This window comes from Modestobacter sp. VKM Ac-2978 (assembly GCF_026968025.1).
Classification (GTDB): Bacteria; Actinomycetota; Actinomycetes; order Mycobacteriales; family Geodermatophilaceae; genus Modestobacter.
The window spans coordinates 447428-468559 of the sequence record NZ_JAPVBP010000004.1 but is presented as its reverse complement, the minus strand read 5'-3'; the positions used below and the strand labels follow the sequence as shown (position 1 = coordinate 468559).

Annotated in this window: 25 protein-coding genes; 17 read left to right on the top strand and 8 right to left on the bottom strand. The window is 73.2% G+C overall.

All coding sequences use genetic code 11. From position 1 onward, the window contains the following. Positions 1 to 70 precede the first annotated feature (70 nt). Positions 71 to 568, bottom strand: coding sequence for an ATP-binding protein (locus O2W53_RS13235; RefSeq protein ID WP_269163504.1), 498 nt, complete (start codon positions 566 to 568; stop codon positions 71 to 73). A gap of 294 nt (positions 569 to 862) precedes the next feature. Between O2W53_RS13235 and O2W53_RS13230 the strand changes: the two genes are divergently transcribed. Then, positions 863 to 1870 (top strand): DNA topoisomerase IB, encoded by a 1008-nt coding sequence (locus O2W53_RS13230; RefSeq protein ID WP_269163503.1) that lies wholly within the window; start codon positions 863 to 865, stop codon positions 1868 to 1870. 125 nt (positions 1871 to 1995) lie between these two features. On the opposite strand, the gene O2W53_RS13225 is transcribed toward O2W53_RS13230, so the two are convergent. Together O2W53_RS13225 and O2W53_RS13220 are read right to left on the bottom strand one after the other, a co-directional pair. Then, positions 1996 to 2394 (bottom strand): STAS domain-containing protein, encoded by a 399-nt coding sequence (locus O2W53_RS13225; protein ID WP_036338397.1) that lies wholly within the window; start codon positions 2392 to 2394, stop codon positions 1996 to 1998. A gap of 248 nt (positions 2395 to 2642) precedes the next feature. Next, positions 2643 to 3161 (bottom strand): hypothetical protein, encoded by a 519-nt coding sequence (locus tag O2W53_RS13220; protein WP_269163502.1) that lies wholly within the window; start codon positions 3159 to 3161, stop codon positions 2643 to 2645. A 175-nt stretch (positions 3162 to 3336) separates the two neighbouring features. Between O2W53_RS13220 and O2W53_RS13215 the strand changes: the two genes are divergently transcribed. From O2W53_RS13215 to O2W53_RS13185, 7 genes are all read left to right on the top strand, one after another. Continuing rightward, positions 3337 to 3927 (top strand): DUF1360 domain-containing protein, encoded by a 591-nt coding sequence (locus tag O2W53_RS13215; protein ID WP_269163501.1) that lies wholly within the window; start codon positions 3337 to 3339, stop codon positions 3925 to 3927. Between the two features lie 189 nt (positions 3928 to 4116). Beyond that, positions 4117 to 5121: a non-homologous end joining protein Ku gene (gene ku, locus O2W53_RS13210; protein ID WP_269163500.1), complete on the top strand. Its 1005-nt coding sequence runs from the start codon at positions 4117 to 4119 to the stop codon at positions 5119 to 5121. Between the two features lie 6 nt (positions 5122 to 5127). Next, positions 5128 to 6198, top strand: a complete 1071-nt coding sequence (gene ligD, locus O2W53_RS13205) for a non-homologous end-joining DNA ligase (protein WP_269163499.1) — start codon at positions 5128 to 5130, stop codon at positions 6196 to 6198. Then, on the top strand, positions 6195 to 7106 hold the full coding sequence (ligD, locus tag O2W53_RS13200) for a non-homologous end-joining DNA ligase (RefSeq protein WP_269163498.1): 912 nt from the start codon (positions 6195 to 6197) through the stop codon (positions 7104 to 7106). Before ligD (O2W53_RS13205) ends, ligD (O2W53_RS13200) begins: the two co-directional genes overlap by 4 nt. A gap of 62 nt (positions 7107 to 7168) precedes the next feature. Beyond that, positions 7169 to 8050, top strand: a complete 882-nt coding sequence (gene purU / locus O2W53_RS13195; protein ID WP_269163497.1) for a formyltetrahydrofolate deformylase — start codon at positions 7169 to 7171, stop codon at positions 8048 to 8050. 104 nt (positions 8051 to 8154) lie between these two features. Further along, positions 8155 to 8625, top strand: coding sequence for a Fur family transcriptional regulator (locus O2W53_RS13190; RefSeq protein WP_269163496.1), 471 nt, complete (start codon positions 8155 to 8157; stop codon positions 8623 to 8625). Continuing rightward, positions 8622 to 10289 carry a catalase gene (locus O2W53_RS13185; protein WP_269163495.1) on the top strand — a complete coding sequence of 556 codons (1668 nt, stop codon included), beginning with the start codon at positions 8622 to 8624 and terminating at the stop codon, positions 10287 to 10289. Before O2W53_RS13190 ends, O2W53_RS13185 begins: the two co-directional genes overlap by 4 nt. Positions 10290 to 10392: 103 nt before the next feature. Here O2W53_RS13185 and O2W53_RS13180 read toward each other — a convergent pair whose 3' ends face one another. After that, complete coding sequence (locus O2W53_RS13180) at positions 10393 to 11652, bottom strand: FAD-binding oxidoreductase (RefSeq protein ID WP_269163494.1); 1260 nt, start codon at positions 11650 to 11652, stop codon at positions 10393 to 10395. A gap of 286 nt (positions 11653 to 11938) precedes the next feature. Between O2W53_RS13180 and O2W53_RS13175 the strand changes: the two genes are divergently transcribed. Together O2W53_RS13175 and O2W53_RS13170 are read left to right on the top strand one after the other, a co-directional pair. Continuing rightward, positions 11939 to 12280 (top strand): cupin domain-containing protein, encoded by a 342-nt coding sequence (locus tag O2W53_RS13175; RefSeq protein ID WP_269163493.1) that lies wholly within the window; start codon positions 11939 to 11941, stop codon positions 12278 to 12280. 27 nt (positions 12281 to 12307) lie between these two features. Next, positions 12308 to 12610 carry a hypothetical protein gene (locus tag O2W53_RS13170; protein WP_269163492.1) on the top strand — a complete coding sequence of 101 codons (303 nt, stop codon included), beginning with the start codon at positions 12308 to 12310 and terminating at the stop codon, positions 12608 to 12610. Positions 12611 to 12619: 9 nt separating this feature from the next. Here O2W53_RS13170 and O2W53_RS13165 read toward each other — a convergent pair whose 3' ends face one another. Both O2W53_RS13165 and O2W53_RS13160 read right to left on the bottom strand, forming a co-directional pair. Next, the gene (locus O2W53_RS13165) at positions 12620 to 13573 is read right to left on the bottom strand and encodes a proteasome assembly chaperone family protein (RefSeq protein WP_269163491.1); all 954 of its coding nucleotides are present in this window, start codon (positions 13571 to 13573) and stop codon (positions 12620 to 12622) included. 95 nt (positions 13574 to 13668) lie between these two features. After that, a complete protein-coding gene (locus tag O2W53_RS13160; RefSeq protein WP_269163490.1) occupies positions 13669 to 14982 on the bottom strand; it encodes an AI-2E family transporter in 1314 nt (437 codons plus the stop codon). A gap of 112 nt (positions 14983 to 15094) precedes the next feature. Here O2W53_RS13160 and O2W53_RS13155 point away from each other — a divergent pair, with 112 nt between their 5' ends. The 3 genes from O2W53_RS13155 (at position 15095) to O2W53_RS13145 (ending at position 16738) form a co-directional block, all read left to right on the top strand. Further along, a complete protein-coding gene (locus O2W53_RS13155; RefSeq protein ID WP_269163489.1) occupies positions 15095 to 15559 on the top strand; it encodes a PPOX class F420-dependent oxidoreductase in 465 nt (154 codons plus the stop codon). A 76-nt stretch (positions 15560 to 15635) separates the two neighbouring features. Next, a complete protein-coding gene (locus O2W53_RS13150) occupies positions 15636 to 16220 on the top strand; it encodes a hypothetical protein (protein WP_269163488.1) in 585 nt (194 codons plus the stop codon). Beyond that, positions 16217 to 16738, top strand: a complete 522-nt coding sequence (locus O2W53_RS13145; RefSeq protein WP_269163487.1) for a hypothetical protein — start codon at positions 16217 to 16219, stop codon at positions 16736 to 16738. Before O2W53_RS13150 ends, O2W53_RS13145 begins: the two co-directional genes overlap by 4 nt. Positions 16739 to 16776: 38 nt before the next feature. Here O2W53_RS13145 and O2W53_RS13140 read toward each other — a convergent pair whose 3' ends face one another. Further along, entirely contained in the window at positions 16777 to 18321 is a 1545-nt protein-coding gene (locus tag O2W53_RS13140) for a helix-turn-helix domain-containing protein (protein WP_269163486.1), read from the bottom strand. A 74-nt stretch (positions 18322 to 18395) separates the two neighbouring features. Between O2W53_RS13140 and O2W53_RS13135 the strand changes: the two genes are divergently transcribed. The 4 genes from O2W53_RS13135 to O2W53_RS13120 all read left to right on the top strand — a co-directional run bounded on the left by O2W53_RS13135 (position 18396) and on the right by O2W53_RS13120 (position 20557). After that, complete coding sequence (locus tag O2W53_RS13135) at positions 18396 to 18608, top strand: hypothetical protein (RefSeq protein WP_269163485.1); 213 nt, start codon at positions 18396 to 18398, stop codon at positions 18606 to 18608. Between the two features lie 90 nt (positions 18609 to 18698). Continuing rightward, complete coding sequence (locus O2W53_RS13130; RefSeq protein WP_269163484.1) at positions 18699 to 19301, top strand: hypothetical protein; 603 nt, start codon at positions 18699 to 18701, stop codon at positions 19299 to 19301. Positions 19302 to 19344: 43 nt separating this feature from the next. Then, on the top strand, positions 19345 to 20097 hold the full coding sequence (locus O2W53_RS13125; protein WP_269163483.1) for a dienelactone hydrolase family protein: 753 nt from the start codon (positions 19345 to 19347) through the stop codon (positions 20095 to 20097). A gap of 43 nt (positions 20098 to 20140) precedes the next feature. Further along, positions 20141 to 20557 carry an ankyrin repeat domain-containing protein gene (locus O2W53_RS13120; RefSeq protein WP_269163482.1) on the top strand — a complete coding sequence of 139 codons (417 nt, stop codon included), beginning with the start codon at positions 20141 to 20143 and terminating at the stop codon, positions 20555 to 20557. A gap of 22 nt (positions 20558 to 20579) precedes the next feature. On the opposite strand, the gene O2W53_RS13115 is transcribed toward O2W53_RS13120, so the two are convergent. Beyond that, a complete protein-coding gene (locus tag O2W53_RS13115; RefSeq protein WP_269163481.1) occupies positions 20580 to 21089 on the bottom strand; it encodes a MarR family winged helix-turn-helix transcriptional regulator in 510 nt (169 codons plus the stop codon). Positions 21090 to 21132: the final 43 nt, after the last annotated feature.

The following is a 21132-nucleotide window of genomic DNA, read 5'->3' as shown; positions in this document are numbered from 1 at the left end:
GACCCGAGGGGCTCACCGGAGCCGAGGACGGCGTCGTCGGCAGCCGGGGAGTCCGGAGCAGCCGACCGGGTCACCGTGCGACCGACACGTCGGGGTCGGACTGCTCGGTCAGGGCGTCGATCGCGCTGTAGCGCCGCAGCTTCTTGACCAGGCTGATGCAGGCGACGGGTGTGCTCCGGCCGTCGCCGGCCGCCACGATCGACTGGTCGCTCGGGCCGGCCTCGACCGTGTCGACCAGGGTGTGCAGCACGGCCCAACCGAAGCCGTCGCGCGGGACGTCGACCCCGGTCGCCGTCGGCACCCAGGCGTCGATCCGCAGGCCGTCGCGGGCGGCCTCGAAGACGACCGTGAGCGGTGCGTCCCCCAGGGCGACGGAGGACAGCGTGGCGCAGGCCTCGTCGACCGCGAGCCGCAGGTCCTCGACCGCGTCGAGGTCGAAGTCCATCCGCATCGCCAGGTCACCGGTCATCGCCCGCACCGCGGGCAGCTGGGTCGGCGAGGTGGGGACCCGCAGCTCCAGCCGCTCGGTGCGCCGCTCGCCGGTGGCGGCGCCCGTCGTGTCGACCATGCGTCGTTCGCTCCTTCGTCGTCCCCCGCACCCCCGGACGGGAGCGCGGTTGTCCGTCTTCGCGCGCCCGTCCCGCGGCTCCGGTCCGGAGCGCGGACGACGAGCGGCCGCTCAGCGACGGGTGTCGGGCCTGACCCGGCTCCCTTGACGGTAGACCGACCGCCTGGCTGCGTTGCCCACTGGGGCGCACGGCAAACCCCCGTTCACCCGCCGGAGGAGCTGCCACGGCACCCGGTGGGGTGACGTGGTGACCACCCGTGTTTGAGCCCACCCGGTCGTGCACATCCCTCCGGCGTGAGACTGCGGCGCAGTGACGTGCACGCCCCGGGCTGGACCCGGCGTCGCGCTGGCAAGGGGTTCTCCTACCAGGACGAGGACGGGGCGCTGATCAAGGACGACCGGCTGGACCGGTTGCGGGCCCTGGCCATCCCGCCCGCCTGGAAGGACGTCTGGATCTGCCCGTGGCCCAACGGCCACATCCAGGCCGTCGGCACCGACGCCGCCGGCCGGCGGCAGTACCGCTACCACGACGAGTGGCGGGCCAAGCGGGACGCCGCCAAGCACGAGCGGGTGCTGGAGATATCCCACCAGCTGCCCGACGTCCGGGACGAGGTGGTGGCGGCGCTGCGCACCCGCGGGCTCAACCGCGAACGGGTGCTGGCCTGCGCCGTCCGGCTGCTCGACCTCGGCGCCTTCCGGGTGGGCAGCGAGCAGTACGCCGAGGACAACGGCACCTACGGGCTGGCGACGCTGCGCCGCGACCACGTGTCGGTGCGCGGGGAGCGGGTCTTCTTCCACTACACCGCCAAGGGCGGCATCGACCGCGAGGTCGAGCTGCTGGACCGGCCCACCGCCACCGTCGTCCGGCAGCTGCTGGAACGCCCCGAGGACGAGGGGCAGGAGCTGCTGGGCTACCGGCTCGCGGACGGCAGCTGGCACGACGTGACCAGCGACGAGGTCAACGCCTTCCTCAAGGAGGTCAGCGGGGCCGAGATCACCGCCAAGGACTTCCGCACCTGGACGGCGACGGTGATGATGGCCGCCACGTTGGCCGAGACCCCCACCCCGCGCAGCCAGACGGCACGCAAGCGTGCGGTGCGGGAGGCCTACGTCAAGGTCTCCGAGCAGCTGGGCAACACCCCGACGGTGTGCAAGACCAGCTACGTCGACCCCCGGGTGGTCGACCGGTACGAGCACGGCGAGACGGTCGCCGGCGCGCTGGCCGAGGCCGCCGGAGCCCCCGACGACCGGACGGCGCAGCGCACCATCGAGGCGGCGGTCTGCTCCCTGCTCAGCGCCTGACGAAGGACCCCGTCGCCCCCACGCCTCGCAAGCTCGGCGCGGGCCCCTGCGACGGGGCCGAACGACGACGGCGCCCCACCTCCGGAGAGGTGGGGCGCTGTCGTCGTGTCGCGGCAGGCCTGGGGTCAGGCCTTCTCGGCGATCGTGAACAGGTCGATGAGGCCGGTGACCTCGAGCGGCCGGGTCACGGCGCGGGTGTTGGCCACCAGCCGCAGGCCGACGTCGCGGGAGCGCGCCGACTTCTGGGTCTCGACGAGCACGGCGAGGCCGGCGGAGCCGAGGAACTGGACACCGCACAGGTCGACGACCAGGGCGGTCGGCTGCTGCTCGAGCTGGGTGTCCAGGGACGCGCGCAGCACGGGCGCGGTGAAGGTGTCGACCTCGCCGACGACCGTCACGGTGACCGTGCCGTCGTCGTCGGTGGACGTCGACAGGGTGATCACGTCGTCGAAGGGGGCGTCGTTCGTGTCAGCCGGGGCTGACACGTCGCGCGAGCCCTCGGCGGGTGAGTCGGATGAGGTCACGGACTGCAGCTCCTCTCAGCGGCGATGCCTGGCGGGCACGCGGATGCCCGGACAATGTACTGCGGTACACCGTCCGGCCCGACACGGCCCGGGACACCGAGGTTCCGGAACGCCTCCCGAGGAACTCTCGGGCAGGCCACGGCTGGCTGCTCAACCGTGGCGCCCAACCTAGTCGTGTCATGATCGCGGCACCAACTCCGCGCGCGTCGGGCCGGCGGGGCGGCCGGCCCGACGCGCTGCGGCTGGGGTCAGGTGCCCTCGACGACGTGGACCGCGCTCTCCTCCGGCCCCTCACCGCCGACCGGGGCGTCGGCGAAGGCCTCGACGTCGTCGCCGGTGCGGTTGGTGCCCGAGTCGCTGAGCCGGTCGGTGTCCTCGTCCTGGTCGAGCTGGGCGAACGCGCGGTCGGGGTCCTCGGCCGGGCGCACGTCGGACGCGTCCTCCGGGACCTCCCGCTCCAGCCGGCCGCTCAGCGACTCGCCCTCGGCCTGCTCGCGTGCCGTCGTCCCGAAGTCCACGGCCTGGTGCTGACGGTCGCCGGGCTCGGGGGCGAACTCCGGGTCCTCGGCGCGGGCCATGGTCGGGCTGTCGTCCTGGGAGACCTCGGGGATCCCGTTGTCCTCGGGGAAGACGTCCCGGGCGGTCTGACCCTCGGGGCCGACGTCGCCACGGGGGCCGTCGGCCGTGCCGGTGAGGCCACGCTCGTCGTCGGGGAACTCGGCGTCGTTGAGGGCGGAGTCGCGGGCGGCGCGGTCCGGGTCGGTCATGGGAGCTCCTCCGTTCTGCGCGCCCCGGCGGTGGGCGCGCTCGTCCGTCCGTGGACGGGGGAGCCGGTCGGGTGACCGGCGTCGTGGTCCGGCCCTACCCGACCCTCTGCCGGGCATGCGTGATCCAGCTCCCGCCGGCCGCATGGCACCGGGTGCCGCGGGTACCGCCGCGAGCATGGCGATCACAGACGAGGTGCAGCGGCTCGGGCGACCGGTCCGCCGCTGGGCCCGTACCCAGCAGGAGGAGTACACCCAGGGAGAGGCCCGGCCGCTGGCCGCGGACCTGGGGGCGATGAGCGTCTACCTGGGCCTGGTCGGGGCGGCGGCCACCGCCATCCGGGTGTCGGGCCGCGAGCTGCCCAGCCGGATCCCCCTCGGGGACGCGGTCCTGCTGACCGTCGGCACCTTCCGGCTGGCCCGGCGGATCGCCAAGGACCCGGTCACCGCCCCGGTGCGCGCACCGTTCGTCAGCTACCAGGGGACGTCGGGCGAGGCCGAGGTCGCCGAGGAGGTGCGCGAGCACGGGGGCGTCAAGCACGCCGTGGGGGAGCTGCTGACCTGCCCGTTCTGCATGGCCCAGTGGGTCGGCACGGGCTTCGTGCTCGGGTACGTGACCGCGCCGCGGGCGACCCGGCTGGCCGCGCTGACCATGACGATGGTGGCCGGTTCCGACGTCCTGCAGTTCGCCTACGACGCCATCCAGAACGGCGGGCTGCGGTCCGACGACGGCGAGGAGGCCGGGAGCCTGACCGGTCAGGAGGTCTGACCGCGAGCTCGGCGTGACGCTGCGTGGCCGTCGGAGCCGGCGGGACCGCACACCGGCGGGCCGAAGGCTCCCTCGACCGGGTGGTGCGCTGCGGTGCGTGACCGTCTCGCGCTGCCGCGCACCCGCCGGGGCACCTATCCTCTGATCTTGTCGAGGCGGGGTCGCGGGCCCCGGGGCGAGGAGGTAGTCGTGCGGTCGATCTGGAAGGGCGCGGTCTCCTTCGGCCTGGTCAGCATCGCGGTGAAGCTGTACTCGGCCACCGAGGACCACGACATCCGCTTCCACCAGGTGCACAAGGCCGACGGTGGCCGGGTCAAGTACAAGCGGGTCTGCTCCGTGGACGGCGAAGAGGTCGAGTACGGCGACATCGGCAAGGGCTACGAGCTGCCCGACGGTCAGCTGGTCGTGCTGACCGACGAGGACTTCGACCAGCTCCCGCTCGGCACCACGCACGAGATCGAGGTGCTCCAGTTCGTCGACCAGGAGCAGATCGACCCGATCCACTTCGAGAAGACGTACTACCTGGAACCCGACGGCGTCGCGACCCGCCCCTACGTGCTGCTGCGCACCGCCCTGGAGAACGCCGGCCAGGTGGCGATCACCAAGATCGCCATCCGGCAGCGCGAGTCGCTGGCGGCACTGCGCGTACGGGAGGGCGTGCTGGTGCTGCACACCATGCGCTGGCCCGACGAGATCCGCCGGCCCGCCTTCACGTTCCTGGACGAGGAGGTGCCGGTCCGCCCGCAGGAGCTGGCGATGGCCGAGTCGCTGATCTCCACGATGGCCGGGGACTTCGACCCGACCCAGTTCACCGACGACTACCGCGAGGCGATGGCCGCCCTGCTGGAGGCCAAGCAGAGCGGCGGTGAGGTCCAGGCCGCACCGGAGGCCGCCGACGACGGCGGCGGTGCGGTGGTCGACCTGATGAGCGCCCTGCGGCGCAGCGTCGAGCGGGCCGGCGGCAGCACACCGGCCGCCGGGTCGGACGACGGCGGGGACGACGCGGCGGACGACGCCCCGGCGGAGAAGGCGACGGCTCGCAAGGCGCCGGCCAAGAAGGCGGCCGCGGGGGAGAAGACCCCGGCGAAGAAGGCCCCCGCCCGGAAGGCGGCGCCGAAGAAGGCAGCGGCCGCGGAGGACGACGCCCCGGCGAAGCCGGCCAAGCGCGCCGCCCGTCCGCGCAAGACCGCCTGACCCCGGGTGGCCGCCGCCGAACCGCTGGCCCCCCGCCGGGTCGGGCCGGGACAGACCCGCGCTGCCGAGCCGGCCGGGCGGCCGCTCCCGGTGGTCACCGCTGACGGCGTGCCCGAGGACCTGCCGCCGATGCTGGCCGCCGTCGGCGACCTGCCCGCCGAGGGTGACCTGCGCTGGGGGTACGAGTTCAAGTGGGACGGCGTCCGGGCGCTGGCGCACGTGCGTTCCGGGCGCCTCCGGCTGCGGGCGCGCAGCGGCAACGACGTCACCGCCAGGTACCCCGAGCTCGGTCCGCTGCCGGCGGCCCTGGCCGGCCGCGACGCCGTGGTCGACGGCGAGGTCGTCGCGCTGGACGCCCGGGGCCGGCCGGACTTCGGGCTGCTGCAGGGCCGGATGCACCGCACCGGGCCGGAGGTGGCGAGGCTGGCGGCGACCGCCCCGGTCAGCTACCTGGTCTTCGACCTGCTGGCACTGGACGGCGAGAGCCTGCTCGGGCTGCCCTACACCGCCCGCCGCGACCGGCTGGACGCACTCGGCCTGGGCTCGGACCGCTGGGTGACCACCCCCTGGTTCCGCGGCGACGCCGCCGGGGTGGGGCAGCAGGTGCAGGGGGCCAGCCGGGAGAACGGGCTGGAGGGCGTCGTCGCCAAGCGGCTGGACTCGGTCTACCGGCCGGGTGGTCGCGGGCCGGACTGGCGCAAGGTCAAGAACTTCCGCACCCAGTCGGTCGTCGTGGGTGGCTGGCGTCCGGGGGCCGGGCGGCGGGCCGGCGGCATCGGCTCCCTGCTGCTCGGGGTGCACGACGAGGACGGCCGCCTGGTCTTCGCCGGGCACGTGGGCACCGGCTTCACCGCGAGGGCGCTGGCCGACCTCGAGCCGCTGCTCACCCCGCGGGCGTCCGCGCCGTTCGCCGATGCGCTGCCCCGCGAGGTGACCCGGGACGCGCACTGGGTCGAGCCGACGCTGGTCGGCGAGGTGGTCTTCACCGAGTGGACCCGCGAGGGCCGGTTGCGGCACCCGTCCTGGCGCGGGCTGCGCGCGGACCAGGCGCCGGCCGACGTGGTGGTCGAGCCGTGAGGCAGCGGGTGCAGATCGAAGGCCGCCAGCTGGAGGTCTCCAACCTGGACAAGGTGCTCTTCCCCGAGGTGGCCTTCACCAAGGCCCAGGTCATCGACTACTACGTGCGGATCGCGCCGGTGCTCCTGACGCACGTGGCGCACCGGCCGGTCACCTTCACCCGGTGGCCGAACGGCGTCGACGGGCAGGCCTTCTTCGAGAAGAACAACGCCCGGCACGCCCCGGAGTGGGTGCAGACGGTGACCGTCCCCTCGCCCGGGTCCTCGCGGGGCCGGGAGACGTTGGACATGGTGCTGCTCTCCGCCGTCCCCGACCTGGTCTGGTCGGCGAACCTGGCGGCGCTGGAGGTGCACGTGCCGCAGTGGCAGGTGGACGAGGCCGGGACGGCACAGCTGCCCGACCTGCTGGTGCTCGACCTGGACCCGGGCCCGGGCACCGGGGTGGTCGAGTGCGCGCAGGTGGCGCACCGGCTGCGCGAGCGGCTGGTCGCCGACGGGCTCGACCCGGTGGTGAAGACCTCGGGGTCCAAGGGGCTGCAGGTCTACGCCCCGATCGAGTGCGCGGACAAGGAGCACCCCAGCCGGTACGCCAAGGCGCTGGCCCAGGAGCTGACCGGGCAGACGCCGGAGGAGGTCGTCTGGCGGATGGAGAAGGCGCTGCGGCCGGGCAAGGTGCTGGTCGACTGGAGCCAGAACAACACCGCGAAGACGACGGTCGCGCCGTACTCGTTGCGCGCCCGGCCGTTCGCCACCGTCTCCACCCCGCTGCGCTGGGCCGAGGTCGACGCGCTGCGCGAGGGCGGCGACCCGGAGTCGGTCCGCTTCCGCACCGACGACGTCCTGACCCGGGTGGCCGAGCACGGCGACCTGTTCGACGTCGCCGCCCGCACCCGCGCCGCCCTGCCCTGACGGACGCACCCCCACCGACCCGCCCGGCGGGTGACGCGGCGACCCCTGGGACCATTCCGGGCGTGTCTGGACCCGATCCCCGTGCTCCCTCCACCGCCGACCTGGGGCGGCTGGTGGTCCGCTGCCCCGACCGGCCGGGCATCGTCGCGGTGCTCTCCGGGCTGATGGCCGAGGCCGGCGCCAACATCACCGAGTCCCAGCAGCACTCCTCGGACCCGTCCGGCGGGACGTTCACCCTGCGGCTGGAGTTCGTCCTCGCCGACCTGGCCACCCGCCGCGCCGAGCTGGAGGCGGCGCTCGCCGGCCTGGCGGGGGAGTGGCGGTTCTCCTGGCGGCTGACCGAGGCGGCACGCACCCCGCGGCTGGCGGTCTTCGTCTCCAAGGCCGACCACGTGCTGCAGGAGCTGCTCTACCGGGTCGACGCGGGTGACCTCCGGGCCGAGATCGCCGCCGTCGTCTCCAACCACCCCGACCTGGAGCCCGTCGCCCGGGCGCACGGCGTGCCGTTCCACCACGTCCCGGTCACCGCGGACACCAAGGACGCCGCGGAGGCGCGGGCGCTGGAGCTGATCGGGGACGTCGACCTGGTCGTGCTCGCCCGGTACATGCAGATCGTCTCGGCCGACTTCTGCAGCCGTTTCCCGGAGCGGCTGATCAACATCCACCACAGCTTCCTGCCGGCCTTCGTGGGTGCGAACCCGTACCGGGCCGCTCACGACCGCGGCGTGAAGCTGATCGGGGCGACGGCGCACTACGTGACCGCGGAGCTGGACGCCGGCCCGATCATCGAGCAGGAGGTGGCCCGGGTCGACCACCGCGCCACCGTCGAGGACATGCGCCGGATCGGTCGCTACGTCGAGCGCCAGGTGCTGGCCCAGGCGGTGACCTGGCACGTGGAGGACCGCGTCGTGGTCGAGGGCGACCGCACCATCGTCTTCGCATAGTCCCCGCCGGCCCCGTGCAGGGTCCCGCCGCGAGCCTGCGAGTGGTGGGGGGCACGGGGTCCCTCTATTGACTGACTCAAGACAACGGGGTTGACTCGTTGCTGATGGAGACGACCTGGGCAGAGCAGCTGCGGACGGCGGGGCTGCGCGTCACGCGGCCACGGCTGTCCGTGCTCGGGGTGCTCGCCGAGCACCCGCACGTCGACGCCGACACCATCGCCACCGCCGCACGCACCGTCCACCCCTCGATCTCGCCCCAGGCGGTCTACGGGGTGCTCAAGGCGCTCGTCGGGAGCGGGATCGCCCGCCGCATCGAGCCGGCCGGTGGGCCGGCGCTGTACGAGCTGCGGGTCGGCGACAACCACCACCACCTGGTCTGCCGGGGGTGCGGGCTGATCGCCGACGTCGACTGCGTCGTGGGCCAGGCCCCCTGCCTGCAGCCCTCGGACGCGGCGGGTTTCGCCGTCGACGAGGCCGAGGTCGTCTTCTGGGGACTCTGCGCCGGCTGTCAGGTCGCGCGCAGGACGCACGTGCACGGCACGAACAGTGCAATCGAAGAGGGAGTGATCGCATGACCGACGTCGCATCGCAGGGACCTGCCGCCAGTGAGGCCGACCGGGCCGTCCTGACCAACCGTCAGGGACACCCGATCTACGACAACCAGAACCAGCGCACGGTGGGCTCGCGTGGCCCGGCCACGCTGGAGAACTACCAGTTCCTGGAGAAGATCAGCCACTTCGACCGGGAGCGCATCCCGGAGCGCGTCGTGCACGCCCGTGGCGCCACGGCGTTCGGCGTCTTCGTGGCCGACGGCACCGTCGGCGACGAGCCGATCAGCACGTACACCCGGGCCAAGCTCTTCCAGGAGAAGGGCAAGGAGACCGAGGTCGCGCTGCGCTTCTCCACCGTCGCCGGTGGCCGGGACTCCTCCGAGGCGGCGCGTGACCCGCGCGGCTTCGCGGTGAAGTTCTACACCGAGGACGGCAACTGGGACCTCGTCGGCAACAACCTGGGTGTCTTCTTCATCCGGGACGCCATCAAGTTCCCCGACTTCATCCACTCGCAGAAGCCCGACCCGGTGACCTTCGAGCGCCAGGTCGCCAACCGGGTCTTCGACTTCTGGTCGCAGTCGCCCGAGGCGCTGCACATGATGACGCTCGTCCTGAGCCCCCGTGGCCTGCCGGCGAGCTACCGCACCATGCAGGGCTTCGGCGTGAACACCTACAAGTGGGTCAACGCCGCCGGTGAGACCAAGCTGGTGAAGTACCACTGGCTGCCCAAGCAGGGCGTCAAGTCGTGGACCGAGGCCGACGCCGCGGTCGCGCAGGGCAACGAGCTCGGCGTGCACACGAAGGACCTCTACGAGGCCATCGAGCGCGGCGAGTTCCCCTCCTGGGACCTGCACGTCCAGCTGATGGACGACCACGACCACCCGGAGCTGGACTTCGACCCGCTGGACGACACCAAGGTGTGGCCGGAGAACGAGTTCCCGCTGCGCAAGGTCGGCACCCTGACGCTGAACCGCACGCCGCAGGACTTCTTCACCGAGAGCGAGCAGATCGCCTTCGGCACCGGTGTCCTCGTCGACGGGCTGGACTTCTCCGACGACAAGATGCTGGTCGGCCGGACGTTCTCCTACTCCGACACCCAGCGCTACCGGGTGGGCCCCAACTACCTGCAGCTGCCGGTGAACCAGCCCAAGGGCGTCAAGGTCGCCACCAACCAGCGCGACGGGGCGATGGCCTACGGCGTGGACCTGGGCCCCGGCCAGAACCCGCACGTCAACTACGAGCCGTCGATCCTGGGCGGCCTGCGTGAGGCCGAGTACCCCACGCACGACGAGCAGGGCCCGGAGATCACCGGCCGGCTGACCCGCAAGCGGATCGACCGCACCGACGACTACACCCAGGCCGGCCAGCGCTACCTGCTGTCCGAGCAGTGGGAGAAGGACGACCTCGTCGCCAACCTGATCGCCAACCTGTCGCAGTGCGACCGGCCGATCCAGGAGCGGATGATGTGGCACCTCTTCATGGCCGAGGACGAGCTGGGCCAGCGGGTCGGCGAGGGCCTGGGCATCAGCGCGGACGACGTCCGGGGGATGCAGCCGCTGCAGACCCAGACGCTCACCGAGGCGGAGCTGCAGCGCGCGGCCAACCTGGGCAAGAACGGTCCGCGCGACGTCTCGGGCCTGACGATGACGCACTGCGTGCCCAACGAGCACGTCGTCCTGGCCAAGTGAGATCGGCTCAGTGACAGACGCGGGCTGAGCCCGCACCGTCAGACCACTGCGGGCCGCGACCGGGGACTCCCCGGGCGCGGCCCGCAGTGCTGTGCCGGGTCGGTCAGGCCTGGGCGGCGACCGGGTGGGCCGCGGCGTCCGGCGTCGGCTCGGTGGCCAGGTCGGCCTGCCACAGGTCGGGGCCGAACACCTCGTACTGGATGTCCCGGCCCGGCACGCCGCGGTCGATGAGCGCGCTGCGCACCGCACGCATGAACGGCAGCGGGCCGCACAGGTAGTACGCCGCGCCGTCGGGCAGGTCGACCGCGGCCAGGTCCATCATCCCGGCGTGCACGCCGTCGGTGGGCAGCGTGCTGTCCGCGCCGTTCTCGTACCAGACGTGCAGCGAGGCGTTGGGCAGCTGCTGGACGTCGGCGCTGACCTGCCCGCGCAGCGCGAAGGAGCTCTCGTCGAGGTCCGCGTGCAGCAGGGTGATCGGCAGCCGTGACCCGGCGGCGGTGAGGTGCGAGATCATCCCGGCCATCGGGGTGATCCCGATGCCGGCGCTGGCGAAGACCACCGGGCGGCCGGAGTCGTCGAGGACGACGTCCCCGAACGGCAGCGACATCGTCAGCACGTCGCCGACCTGCACCTGGTCGCACAGCAGGTTCGAGACCTCGCCGTCGGGCTTGTCGCCGCCGAGCACCCGCTTGACCGAGAACTGGCGGTGCTCGCCGTCGTCGGCGCGGGTGAGGCTGTACTGCCGCGGCTGGTGGACGCCGTCGGGCATCTGCACCTTGACCGAGACGTACTGGCCGGGCAGCGACGTCTTGACCAGCCGGTCGTCGATCCGCTTCACCCGGAAGGTGACGACGTCGGCGGTCTCCTCGGTCTTCTCGGCGACCTCCCACTCGCGCCAGACCGTCTCCGGGCGCACCCCACGGGAGCTGTACAGGCCGCGCTCCATGTTGATCAGCGCGTAGGCCATCAGCCAGTAGACCTCGTCCCAGGCCGCGGCCACCTCGGGGGTGACGGCGTCACCGAGCACGTCGACGATCGCCCAGAACAGGTTGTCGTGGACGACGTCGTACTGCGCGGGGGTGATGCCCAGCGAGGCGTGCTTGTGCGCGATCCGGGCCAGCAGGTGCTCGGGCACCTGCTCCGGGTCCTTGACGAGTGCACTGGCGAAGACGGCGACCGAACCGGCCAGGGCGACCTGCTGGGTGCCCTCGGCCTGGTTGCCGCGGTTGAACGTGCCGTCGAGCAGCTCGGGGTGGGCGCCGAAGAGGTGCGCGTAGAAGCGTCGGGCGATCTCCTCGATGTTCTCGGCGACGACCGGGAGGGTCGCCTCGATGACCGGACGTGATCGATCGGACAGCAACATGAGCTCCTTGCGTTGACGTGTGCTCTTCCCGTCCCCGGGTTCCGGCGGGCGGAGGCACCCCCGAGTCTGGTGGGGGCCGCCCGGTTCCGCAGCAGGTCTTTGGTCATCACCGACGGTCGGGGCGGCGGCAGGGACCCGGTGTGGTCTGGATCGGTGGCCGGAGCTGATCGAGCGGGTTGCCACGACCCGCAGGGAGCGGGCATCGTCCGGCCCGGTGCCGGGTCCAGTCCCAGCACCGGGCGCATCGAGCTGGTGCCCGAGGTCCCGGACCGTGGAGAGGACGCGCATGAACGGAGAGCGACAGGACCTGTGGGGCGTGGCCCGGGAGCTGACCGCCAGCGCGGCCGGCGCGCACAGCGGCCGGGCGGCACACACTGTGCACGGCGGCCATGAGGCGACTCTGCGGCAGACCGTGATCGCGTTGCGCGCCGGTGCGGGGCTCGCCGAGCACGAGAACCCCGGCGAGGCGACCCTGCTGGTGCTCGAGGGGCGGGTCCGGTTGACCTCCACCGCCGCCCCAGAGGAGCTCGGGACGGGTGAACTGCTCGCCATCCCGGCGGAGCGGCACGCCCTGGAAGCGCTCGAGGACTCCGTCGTCCTGCTGACGGTGGCGAAGCTCCCGGCCTGAACGCGCCGTCAGGTGGAGGAACAGTCGATGGACGACCCGGACGTCGCGGTGCTGCTCGCCGCCGCCGACCACCTCGATGCACTGGCGGCGCGGACGACCGGCGGCAGCTGGACCGTCGGCGGTCTGCTGGCGTCCCGGCCGGAGGTCGTCGCCCGCTCGGCGGACGGGAGCACCGAGCACGTGGCCGAGGCCCGGGCGCGGACGGCGGAGTGGATCGTCACCCTGTCCCCGGCGGTCGCCGGCCCGCTGGTCGCCTGGCTGCGCTCGGCCGCCGATGCGACGCCGGCCGACCCACACGCGCTGGCGGTCGCCCGCGCGCTCACCGGCTGAGCCGGGGCGTCAGTCGGTGGGGCGGTCGCCGTCCTGCTCGGCGAGGAAGCGCTCGATCTGCGCGCCGAGCTCGTCGCCGCTGGGCATCTCGCCACCGAACCCGAGCAGGCCGGTCTCCTCGCGGGAGGCGGCGAAGGAGTCGAACTGCTCCTCGAGGGCGCTGACCACCGCGGTGTTCTCGCTGGAGCGGGCGATCTGCTCGTCGACCTCGGTGCGGTGCGCCTCGGCCGCCTCGCGGAGCGTCTCGGTCGGCACGAGCAGGCCGGTGAGCTGGGTGAGGTGCTCGAGCAGGGTCAGCGAGGCCGCCGGGTAGGTGGCCTGGGTCAGGTAGTGCGGCACGTGGGCGGCGATTCCGAGCGCGTCGACGCCGGCCTCCCCGAGCCGCAGCTCCAGCAGCGCACCGACACTCCCGGGGATGCGCATCTCACCCCAGTACAGGGGATAGGACTCGATCAGCTGCCGCCGTGTTGCGTGCGCGGTCACGGTCACCGGGCGGGTGTGCGGCACCGGCATCGGGATGGCGTGCAACGCGACGGCCGAGGTCACGCCCAGCCGGTCGACCAGCTGCAGCACCGCGGCGACGAACCGCTCCCAGGCGTAGTCGGGCTCGGCGCCGTGCAGCAGCAGGAACGGCGTCCCGGCGTCGTCCTCCAGGGCGTACAGCCCGATCTCCGGGGAGGCGATCGAGACGTACCGGTCGCCGGAGAACGTCATCCGTGGCCGGTGGCCCCGGTAGTCGACCAGCGCATCGACGTCGAAGCGGGCGATGAGCCGGTTCGGCAGCGCGTCGAGCAGGTGGGCGCCGGTCAGTGCTCCGGCGTGCGCGGCGTCGAAGTCGCCGGCCAGGTGGTGGACGAGCACCAGGCCCCGGCGCTCCTCGGGGGTGGCCACCGCCGCCTCGCGGGCGAGGAACGGCTCGGCCTCGGGGAGCACCTCGACGAGGTCCTCCGGTCGCTGGGGCACGGGACGTCCTCCTGACGGCTGGTCGGACTGCACGTGGTCACCAGCCCCGCGGACGGCCGGTGCATTCCCATCGTCCCCCCGCCGGGGGACGTCGGTCAGCTGCCGGGCGTCGTGTCGGCCGGCTCGCGCACCAGGTGGGTGCCCGAGGCATCGCGGACCAGTTGCTCCCGCGTGCCGTCGTCGGCGATCTCGGGGTTGTTGCCGTCGAGCACGTCCCGGCCGTAGCGGTAGGCGACTGCGAGCAGCGCGGCCACCGGCACCGCCAGGAACGCCCCGATGATCCCGGCCAGGCTGGCGCCGGCGGTCACCGCCAGGATCACCACCGCCGCGTGCAGGTTGAGCCCGCGCCCCTGCAGGATCGGCTGGAGCACGTTGCCCTCGATCTGCTGCACCACGATGATCAGCCCGAGCACGATCAGCGCCGTGGTCAGGCCGCTGTCGACCAGCGCGATCAGGACGGCGAAGCCACCGGCGACGAAGGCGCCGATGATCGGGATGAAGGCGCCGAAGAAGGTGAGCACGGCCAGCGGCACCACCAGCGGCACGCCGAGCACGAGCAGCCCGATGCCGATGAACAGGGCGTCCACGAAGCCGACGATGGCCTGCTGGCGGATGAACTCCGACAGGGTGCGCCAGGTCTTCAGCGACAGGGCCGCGACGTGCGGTGCGGCCTGCGGGCCGGTCTGCGCCGCCAGCCACGGCACCCACTTCGGGCCGTCCTTGAGGAAGAAGAAGGTCAGCACCAGCGCGAGCACGAGGTTGATCAGCAGGCCGCCGATCGTGGTCGCGGTCGTGACGGCGTAGCCGGCGATGTTCTGGGCGTTGCTCTGCACCGAGTCGATGATCGAGTCGACGGCGTTGCCCACCTGCTGGTCGTCGATGTTGAACGGCGGACCGGCCAGGTAGTCCTGCACCTGCTCCAGGCCCTGGGTCACGCCGTCGGCGACCTCCTCGACCTGGCCGACCACCTGGGGGGCGATGACGGCGATGATCCCGCCGAAGGCGCCGAGGAAGAGCAGCAGCACGAGCAGCGACGCCAGTGCCGGCGGCCAGCCGTGGTGGCGGAGGAAGCGGGTGACCGGCCAGAGGACGGTGGTGAACAGCAGCCCGAGGACGACGGGGAGCAGGACCACCCACAGCTCGCCGATGACCCGCCCGAGGATGAGCAGGGCGATGACGATGAGGATCAGTTCGGCCGAGGCGACCGCCACCCGCCGGCTCGCGGCCTGCAGGCGCCGGGCCCGTTCCGGCCCGGGGATCGGCGCCCGGGTGGTGGCGATCTCGTGCTCGTCGGTCCCGGTGCCGGTGCCGGTCTCGGTGTCGGTGTCGGCCCGGCTCGCACCGGTGTCCTCGCCGCGCTCGTCGGCGGCGGGCTCAGCGGCGTTCGCGGTGCGGTGTTCGTCGGGCATGCGTTGATCCCAACACACCCGCGCGTGTCCCACCGGTCGACCGGACGTGATCTGTGCGGCGTCGGCCCCCGTCGCCGCGCGGATCGTCGGAGGCACGTCGTAGGTTCCCGGCATGCCGAAGACCGCCACCGCCGACCGGGTCGATCGCGACGGGCTGCTCGCCTTCCTGCGCCCCCGGCACAAGGCCCTCCTGCTCACCCACCGCAGCGACGGGAGCCCGCAGCTGTCCCCGGTGACGTGCGGCGTCGACGACCAGGGGCGGGTGGTGGTCTCCACGTACCCGCAGCGGGCCAAGGCGGTCAACGCCCGGCGTGACCCCCGGGTCTCGCTCTGCGTCCTCTCCGACGACTTCGACGGCGCCTGGGTGCAGGTCGACGGCCAGGCGGAGGTGCTCGACCTGCCCGACGCGCTCGACCCGCTGGTCGACTACTTCCGGTCGATCAGCGGTGAGCACCCGGACTGGGACGAGTACCGCGCCGCGATGCAGCGCCAGGGCAAGTCGCTGCTGCGGGTCACCATCGAACGCTGGGGGCCGGTGGCCACCGGTGGCTTCCCGCCGGCACCGGCCTCGTCCTGACCCGACGCGGGGGACCGACACGCCGCGACAAGGGCAGGAGCTTGCGCCGGGCTGTGCAAGCTGCTGAGCTTGCGCCATGCCCTTCGTGCTGACGATCGACCAGCGGGACAGTCGCCGCAGCCCGGACCGGGTGCCCGAAGTGCTGTCCGCGCTCAGCGGGGTACCCACCGTCCTGCGCTTCGAGCGCACCGCGGGCGACGAGGTCCAGGGCCTGCTCGACGACCCGGTGGTGGTGGTCGACGTCGTGCGCCGGCTGGTGCGCGACGGCGGGTGGAGCATCGGGATCGGGGTCGGCCCGGTGCACACGCCGCTCCCGGGGAGCACCCGGGCCGGGTCCGGTCCGGCGTTCATCGCGGCCCGCGCCGCCGTCGAGGCGGCCAAGCGCCGTCCCGTCCGGCTCGCCGTCCGGGGGGTGGCCCCGGAGCCGGCGGCGGATGCGCAGGCGGTGCTGACCGCCCTCGCCGCGCTGGTCGAGCGGCGCAGCGACCAGGCGTGGGAGGCGATCGAGCTGGTGGAGCGCGGGCGCACGCAGGCCGAGGCGGCCACCGAGCTGGGCGTCACCCGTCAGGCGGTGGGGCAGCGGCTGGGCGCAGGCCTGTGGGACGTCGAGCGGGACCTGCACCCCACGGCGGCACGCCTGCTGGCCCGGGCGGCGGGATGAGCGTCGCCGCCCTCGTGGTCCTCGGCGTCCTGGCGGTGGCCGGAGCCGCCCTGACCCCGCACACCGACCGCCGGGGCAGCCGCTTCGGCGGGGTGCTGCTGGTGCTGCTGCTGGGCGCTGCCGCCGCGCTGGCCTGGCGGGCGGGCCGGGTCGGGGACGGGGTGGAGGTCGGCGGTCAGTTGCTCGCGGTCGCCTCCGCGGCGCTGGGCGGGGGCCCGGTGGCCACCGCCGTCCTCCGGGCCGCCGACCCCGACCGGGTGCCGGGGCGCCGGCGCGCCTCGGACCCTGAGGTGCTGCGGGGCGGCGCCTGGATCGGCGTGCTGGAGCGTTCCGCCATCGCGGTCACCGTGCTCGCCGGGTTCGCCGAGGGGCTCGCCGTCCTGATCGCGGTGAAGGGGCTGGGGCGGTTCAACGAGCTGAAGGCCCCGGTGGCGTCCGAGCGGTTCATCATCGGCACGCTGGCCAGCGGCCTCTGGGCCCTCGGCTGCGTCGGCGTCGCCGTCCTCCTCCGCGACTGAGAGCGGACCACCAGAATGGCCATTCTGGTGGTCCGCTTCTAGTCGGAGAAGACCTCGATCTGGGCGCCCATCTCCACCAGTCGCTCGTAGAGCTGCTCGTAGCCGCGGGCGATGATGTCCACGTTCCGCAACACCGAGTCGCCCTTGGCCGCCAGCATCGCCAGCAGGATGCAGACCGCCGGGCGCAGCGCCGGCGGGCAGACGATCTCCGCCGCCGACCAGCGGGTCGGCCCCTCCACCAGCACCCGGTGCGGGTCGAGCAACCGCACGTCGGCGTTCAGCCGGGTCAGGTCGGAGAGGTGGATCGCCCGGTTGTCGTAGACCCAGTCGTGGATCAGCGTGCTGCCGGTGGCCGTCGCCGCGATCACCGCGAAGAACGGCAGGTTGTCGATGTTGAGCCCAGGAAAGGGCATCGGGTGCACCTTGTCGATGGGCGCTCGCAGCTGCGACGGGTGCAGGGTGATGTCGACCAGCCGGGTGCGGCCGTTGTCGGCCGGGTACTCCGGTGACAGGTCGAAGGACAGCCCCATCTCGGCGAGGATGGCCAGCTCGATCTCCAGGAACTCGATCGGGGCCCGGCGCACGGTCAGCTCCGAGCCGGTGACGATCCCGGCGGTCAGCAGGCTCATCGCCTCGACCGGGTCCTCCGACAGCGGGTAGTCGACGTCGGCGTCGAGCACGGGCTTGCCGGTGACCACCAGGGTGGTGGACCCGAAGCCCTCGATGCGCACGCCCAGCAGCTCCAGGTACAGGCAGAGGTCCTGGACCATGTAGTTCGGGCTGGCGTTGCGGATCGTCGTCGTCCCGTCGTGCCGGGCGGCGGCCAGCAGCGCGTTCTCCGTCACCGTGTCCCCGCGTTCGGTCAGCACGATCGTCCGGTCCCGCGCCACGGGCGGGGCGACGGTCGCCCGGTACTCCCCGGCGTGCGCCTCGACCTCGAGCCCGAAGGGGCGCAGCGCGATCATGTGCGGTTCGACGGTGCGGGTGCCGAGGTCGCAGCCGCCGGCGTAGGGGAGCCGGAAGTCCTCGGCCCGGTGCAGCAGCGGCCCCAGGAACATGATGATGCTGCGGGTGCGACGGGCCGCGTCGGCGTCGATCGCGGAGAGGTCGAGCTGCTCGGGGACGACGAGGGTCAGGTCCCGCCCGGCGGCGTCCCAGGAGGCGGAGACGCCGATCGAGGTGAGCACGGCGAGGATCCGGTCGACCTCGACGATGCGGGAGACGTTGCGCAGCGTCGTCCGGCCGCGGTTGAGCAACGCGGCGCACAGCAGCGCGACCGCCGCGTTCTTCGACGACTTCACCGTGACGCTGCCCGACAGCGGCGTGCCACCTCGGACGCGCAGGTGGGTGGGGCCGGAGCGGCCCACGCTGATCAGCTCACTGTCCAGCGCCGCCGACAGCCGGCCCAGCAGCTCGAGGGTCAGGTTCTGGTTGCCCTGCTCGATCCGGGCGATCGCGCTCTGGCTGGTGCCCAGCCGCTCGGCCAGCTGCAGTTGGGTGAGCCCGCGGTGCCGCCGGGCGCCCCGCACCAGGGCGCCGATCTGGCGGAGGGACTCGGTCGTCGTGTCCTCGGTCAGCGTCATCGTCGACCACGGTATGTCACAGATGAGATCCGGACGGTCGTGGTACGCAGTTCTCCGGTCGGTCAGGATGGGGCATGGTCTTCTGGATCGCCGTCGGCGCCGTGCTCACCCTGTTGCTGGCGGTGGCCTGGTGGCTGGACCACTCGGCCCGGCGGCGCGGGTCCCGGTCCCAGCACCACTCCGACGTCTGGTACGAGGTCCGGGAGGGCCGCCGGGACGCCGAGGTCCTGAGCCCGTTCGTCCGGGACAACTCCTGGACCAGCTGGAACCGGCGGAACCGCCGCTGAGTCACCCGCCGGGGGACGCCGGGTGTCGAACGTGCGGCCGCTGGACATGATGGGGGAGCCGGACCCCGGCCCCACCTGCGAGGAGAACCCGTGTCCCAGACCCCGGCGCCGTCCGGTTCCGTGTCCCACCCCGAGCTGCTGGCGGTCTACGTCAACGACCACATCGCCGCGGCCGCCGGCGGCGTCGAGCTGGTCTCCCGGATGATCGGGGTGCACCGCGGGACGGAGTACGAACGGCCCCTCCGGGAGCTGCTCGACGAGCTCCGCGATGAGAAGGCCGCCATCATCGGGGTCGCCCAGGCGCTGGGCTTCCCGGTGCGGCAGTACAAGCAGTGGGCCAGCTGGGTCGCCGAGAAGGCCAGCCGCGGGAAGCTCAACGGCCACCTGCTCAGCCGGTCCCCGTCCAGCGACCTCATCGAGTTCGAGTTCCTCGCCTCGGCCGTGCGGGGCAAGCGGAGCGGGTTCGAGACGTTGCGGATCGCCGCCGTCGCCGACAGTCGGATCGACGCGGAGCTGCTCGACCGGCTGATCCAGCAGGCCAACCGCCAGCACGACTGGGTCACCGAGGTGCGCAGGGACGTCGCGGCGAGGGTCTTCGGTGGCGACCCGAGCGCCCCTGACCTCGCTGCCGACAACGGCAACGGTGACGGTGGTGGTGGCGACAACGGCGGCACCACGGGCGGCCAGGGCTGAGCTCCCGCTGCGCGGGGCCGGGGGCGGCGGTAGACACGTCGGCATGTGCCACGACCACGACAGCCGCCCGCCTGCGCCACCCACCGTCGGGCCCGTCGCCGAACGGGGCACCCTCACGCTGACCGCCGCCGACGGCACCCGGTTCTCCGCGGCCTACGCCGCACCCGCCACCGCGCCGCGCGCCGGCGTCGTCCTGCTGCCCGACATCCGGGGCCTGCACCCGTACTACGTCGCCCTGGCGGAGCGGTTCGCCGAGGCCGGGCTGGCCGCGGTCGCCGTCGACTACTTCGGCCGCACCGCGGGGATCGCCGAGAACGGCACCCGCGAGGAGGACTTCGACTGGGGGACGCACATCCCGCAGACCACGGCGGCCGGCGTCGACGCGGACACCACCGCCGGGATCGAGTACCTGCGCAGTCGCACCCACCCGTCGCTGCCGGTGGTCACCGTCGGGTTCTGCTTCGGCGGCAGCCATGCCTGGCGGCAGTCGGCCGGCGACCTGGACCTGGCCGGCAGCGCGGGCTTCTACGGTCGGCCGAGCCTGGTGGGCGAGGCTGCGGACGGCGCCCAGAAGCCGGTCGTCATGATCATCGCCGGCGCCGACAGCGCCACCCCGGTGGCCGAGCAGCGGGAGCTGGCCGCCCGGATGCGGGCGGCCGGGGCCGACGTCGACGAGGTCGTCTACGAGGGGGCGCCGCACTCGTTCTTCGACCGGTCCTTCGACGAGTGGGCCGAGGCCTGCCAGGACGCCTGGCGGCACGTGCTCGCCCTCACCGATCGGGTGAGCGGCTCCTGAGCGGGCGGCCGGAGGACGCCACCGGGCTCCTAGGCTCGGTGGCGTGACCGACCCGCAGCCGTCCCAGCAGCCCATCGACCCCGGCGTCATCGCCCTGGCCGCGAAGGTCTTCGACCTGGCGCGGGAGGGTGACACCGAGCAGTTGGTGGCCTACCTCGACGCCGGGGTGCCGGCCAACCTCACCAACGGCAAGGGCGACACCCTGCTCATCCTGTCCGCCTACCAGGGCCGCGCGTCGACGGTGGCCGCGCTGCTGGAGCGCGGGGCGGACCACACCCGGGCCAACGACCGCGGTCAGACGGCGCTGGCCGCCGCCGTCTTCAAGCAGTCGGCGGAGACGGTGCGCAGCCTGCTCGCCGCCGGCGCCGACCCGGACAACGGCCAGCCCAGTGCCCGGGCGACGGCGCAGTTCTTCGACCTGCCGGAGATGACCGCCCTGCTGGAGGGCCCCACCGCCTGACCGGTCGCGCGGAACGGTGCGGTCAGCCCTCGTCGTCCTGGTCCCGCAGGACCCGCAGGACGCCGGAGAGACCCTCCTGCAGGGCTGCGAGCTCGGCCGGGCGCAGTGCCTGCAGGACGGCGGCGTCGGTCTCCACGTCCGACGCCATCAGCCGGCGGACCACCCGGACCCCGGTCCGGGTGGGGGTGAGCACCCGGCCACGGCCGTCCCGGCTGTCCGTGGTCCGGTCGACCATGCCCGCGCGGACGAGCCGGTCGACCAGGCCGGTGATGGTGGCCGGGCTCACCTCCAGCAGCTCGCTGAGGTGCTGCGGGGTCATCGACTCCTCGATCACCAGGAAGGTCAGCCCGCGCAGCTGCTGGAGGGTGAGCGGGGTGTCCAGCAGCGGGCCGAGACGGCGGCGCATGCTGTAGTCGCCGATCTGCGCGCCGACGCACAGCACCGCCAGCACCTCGGCGGGGAGGTCGCGCCAGCCCTCGGGCCAGTCGTCGGGCACGTCGTCGGGGTCGGGCACGGTGGTCTCGATGGTCATGCGCACCTCCTCCGGGGGAGTGTCGGCGTTCACCGGTAGTTTG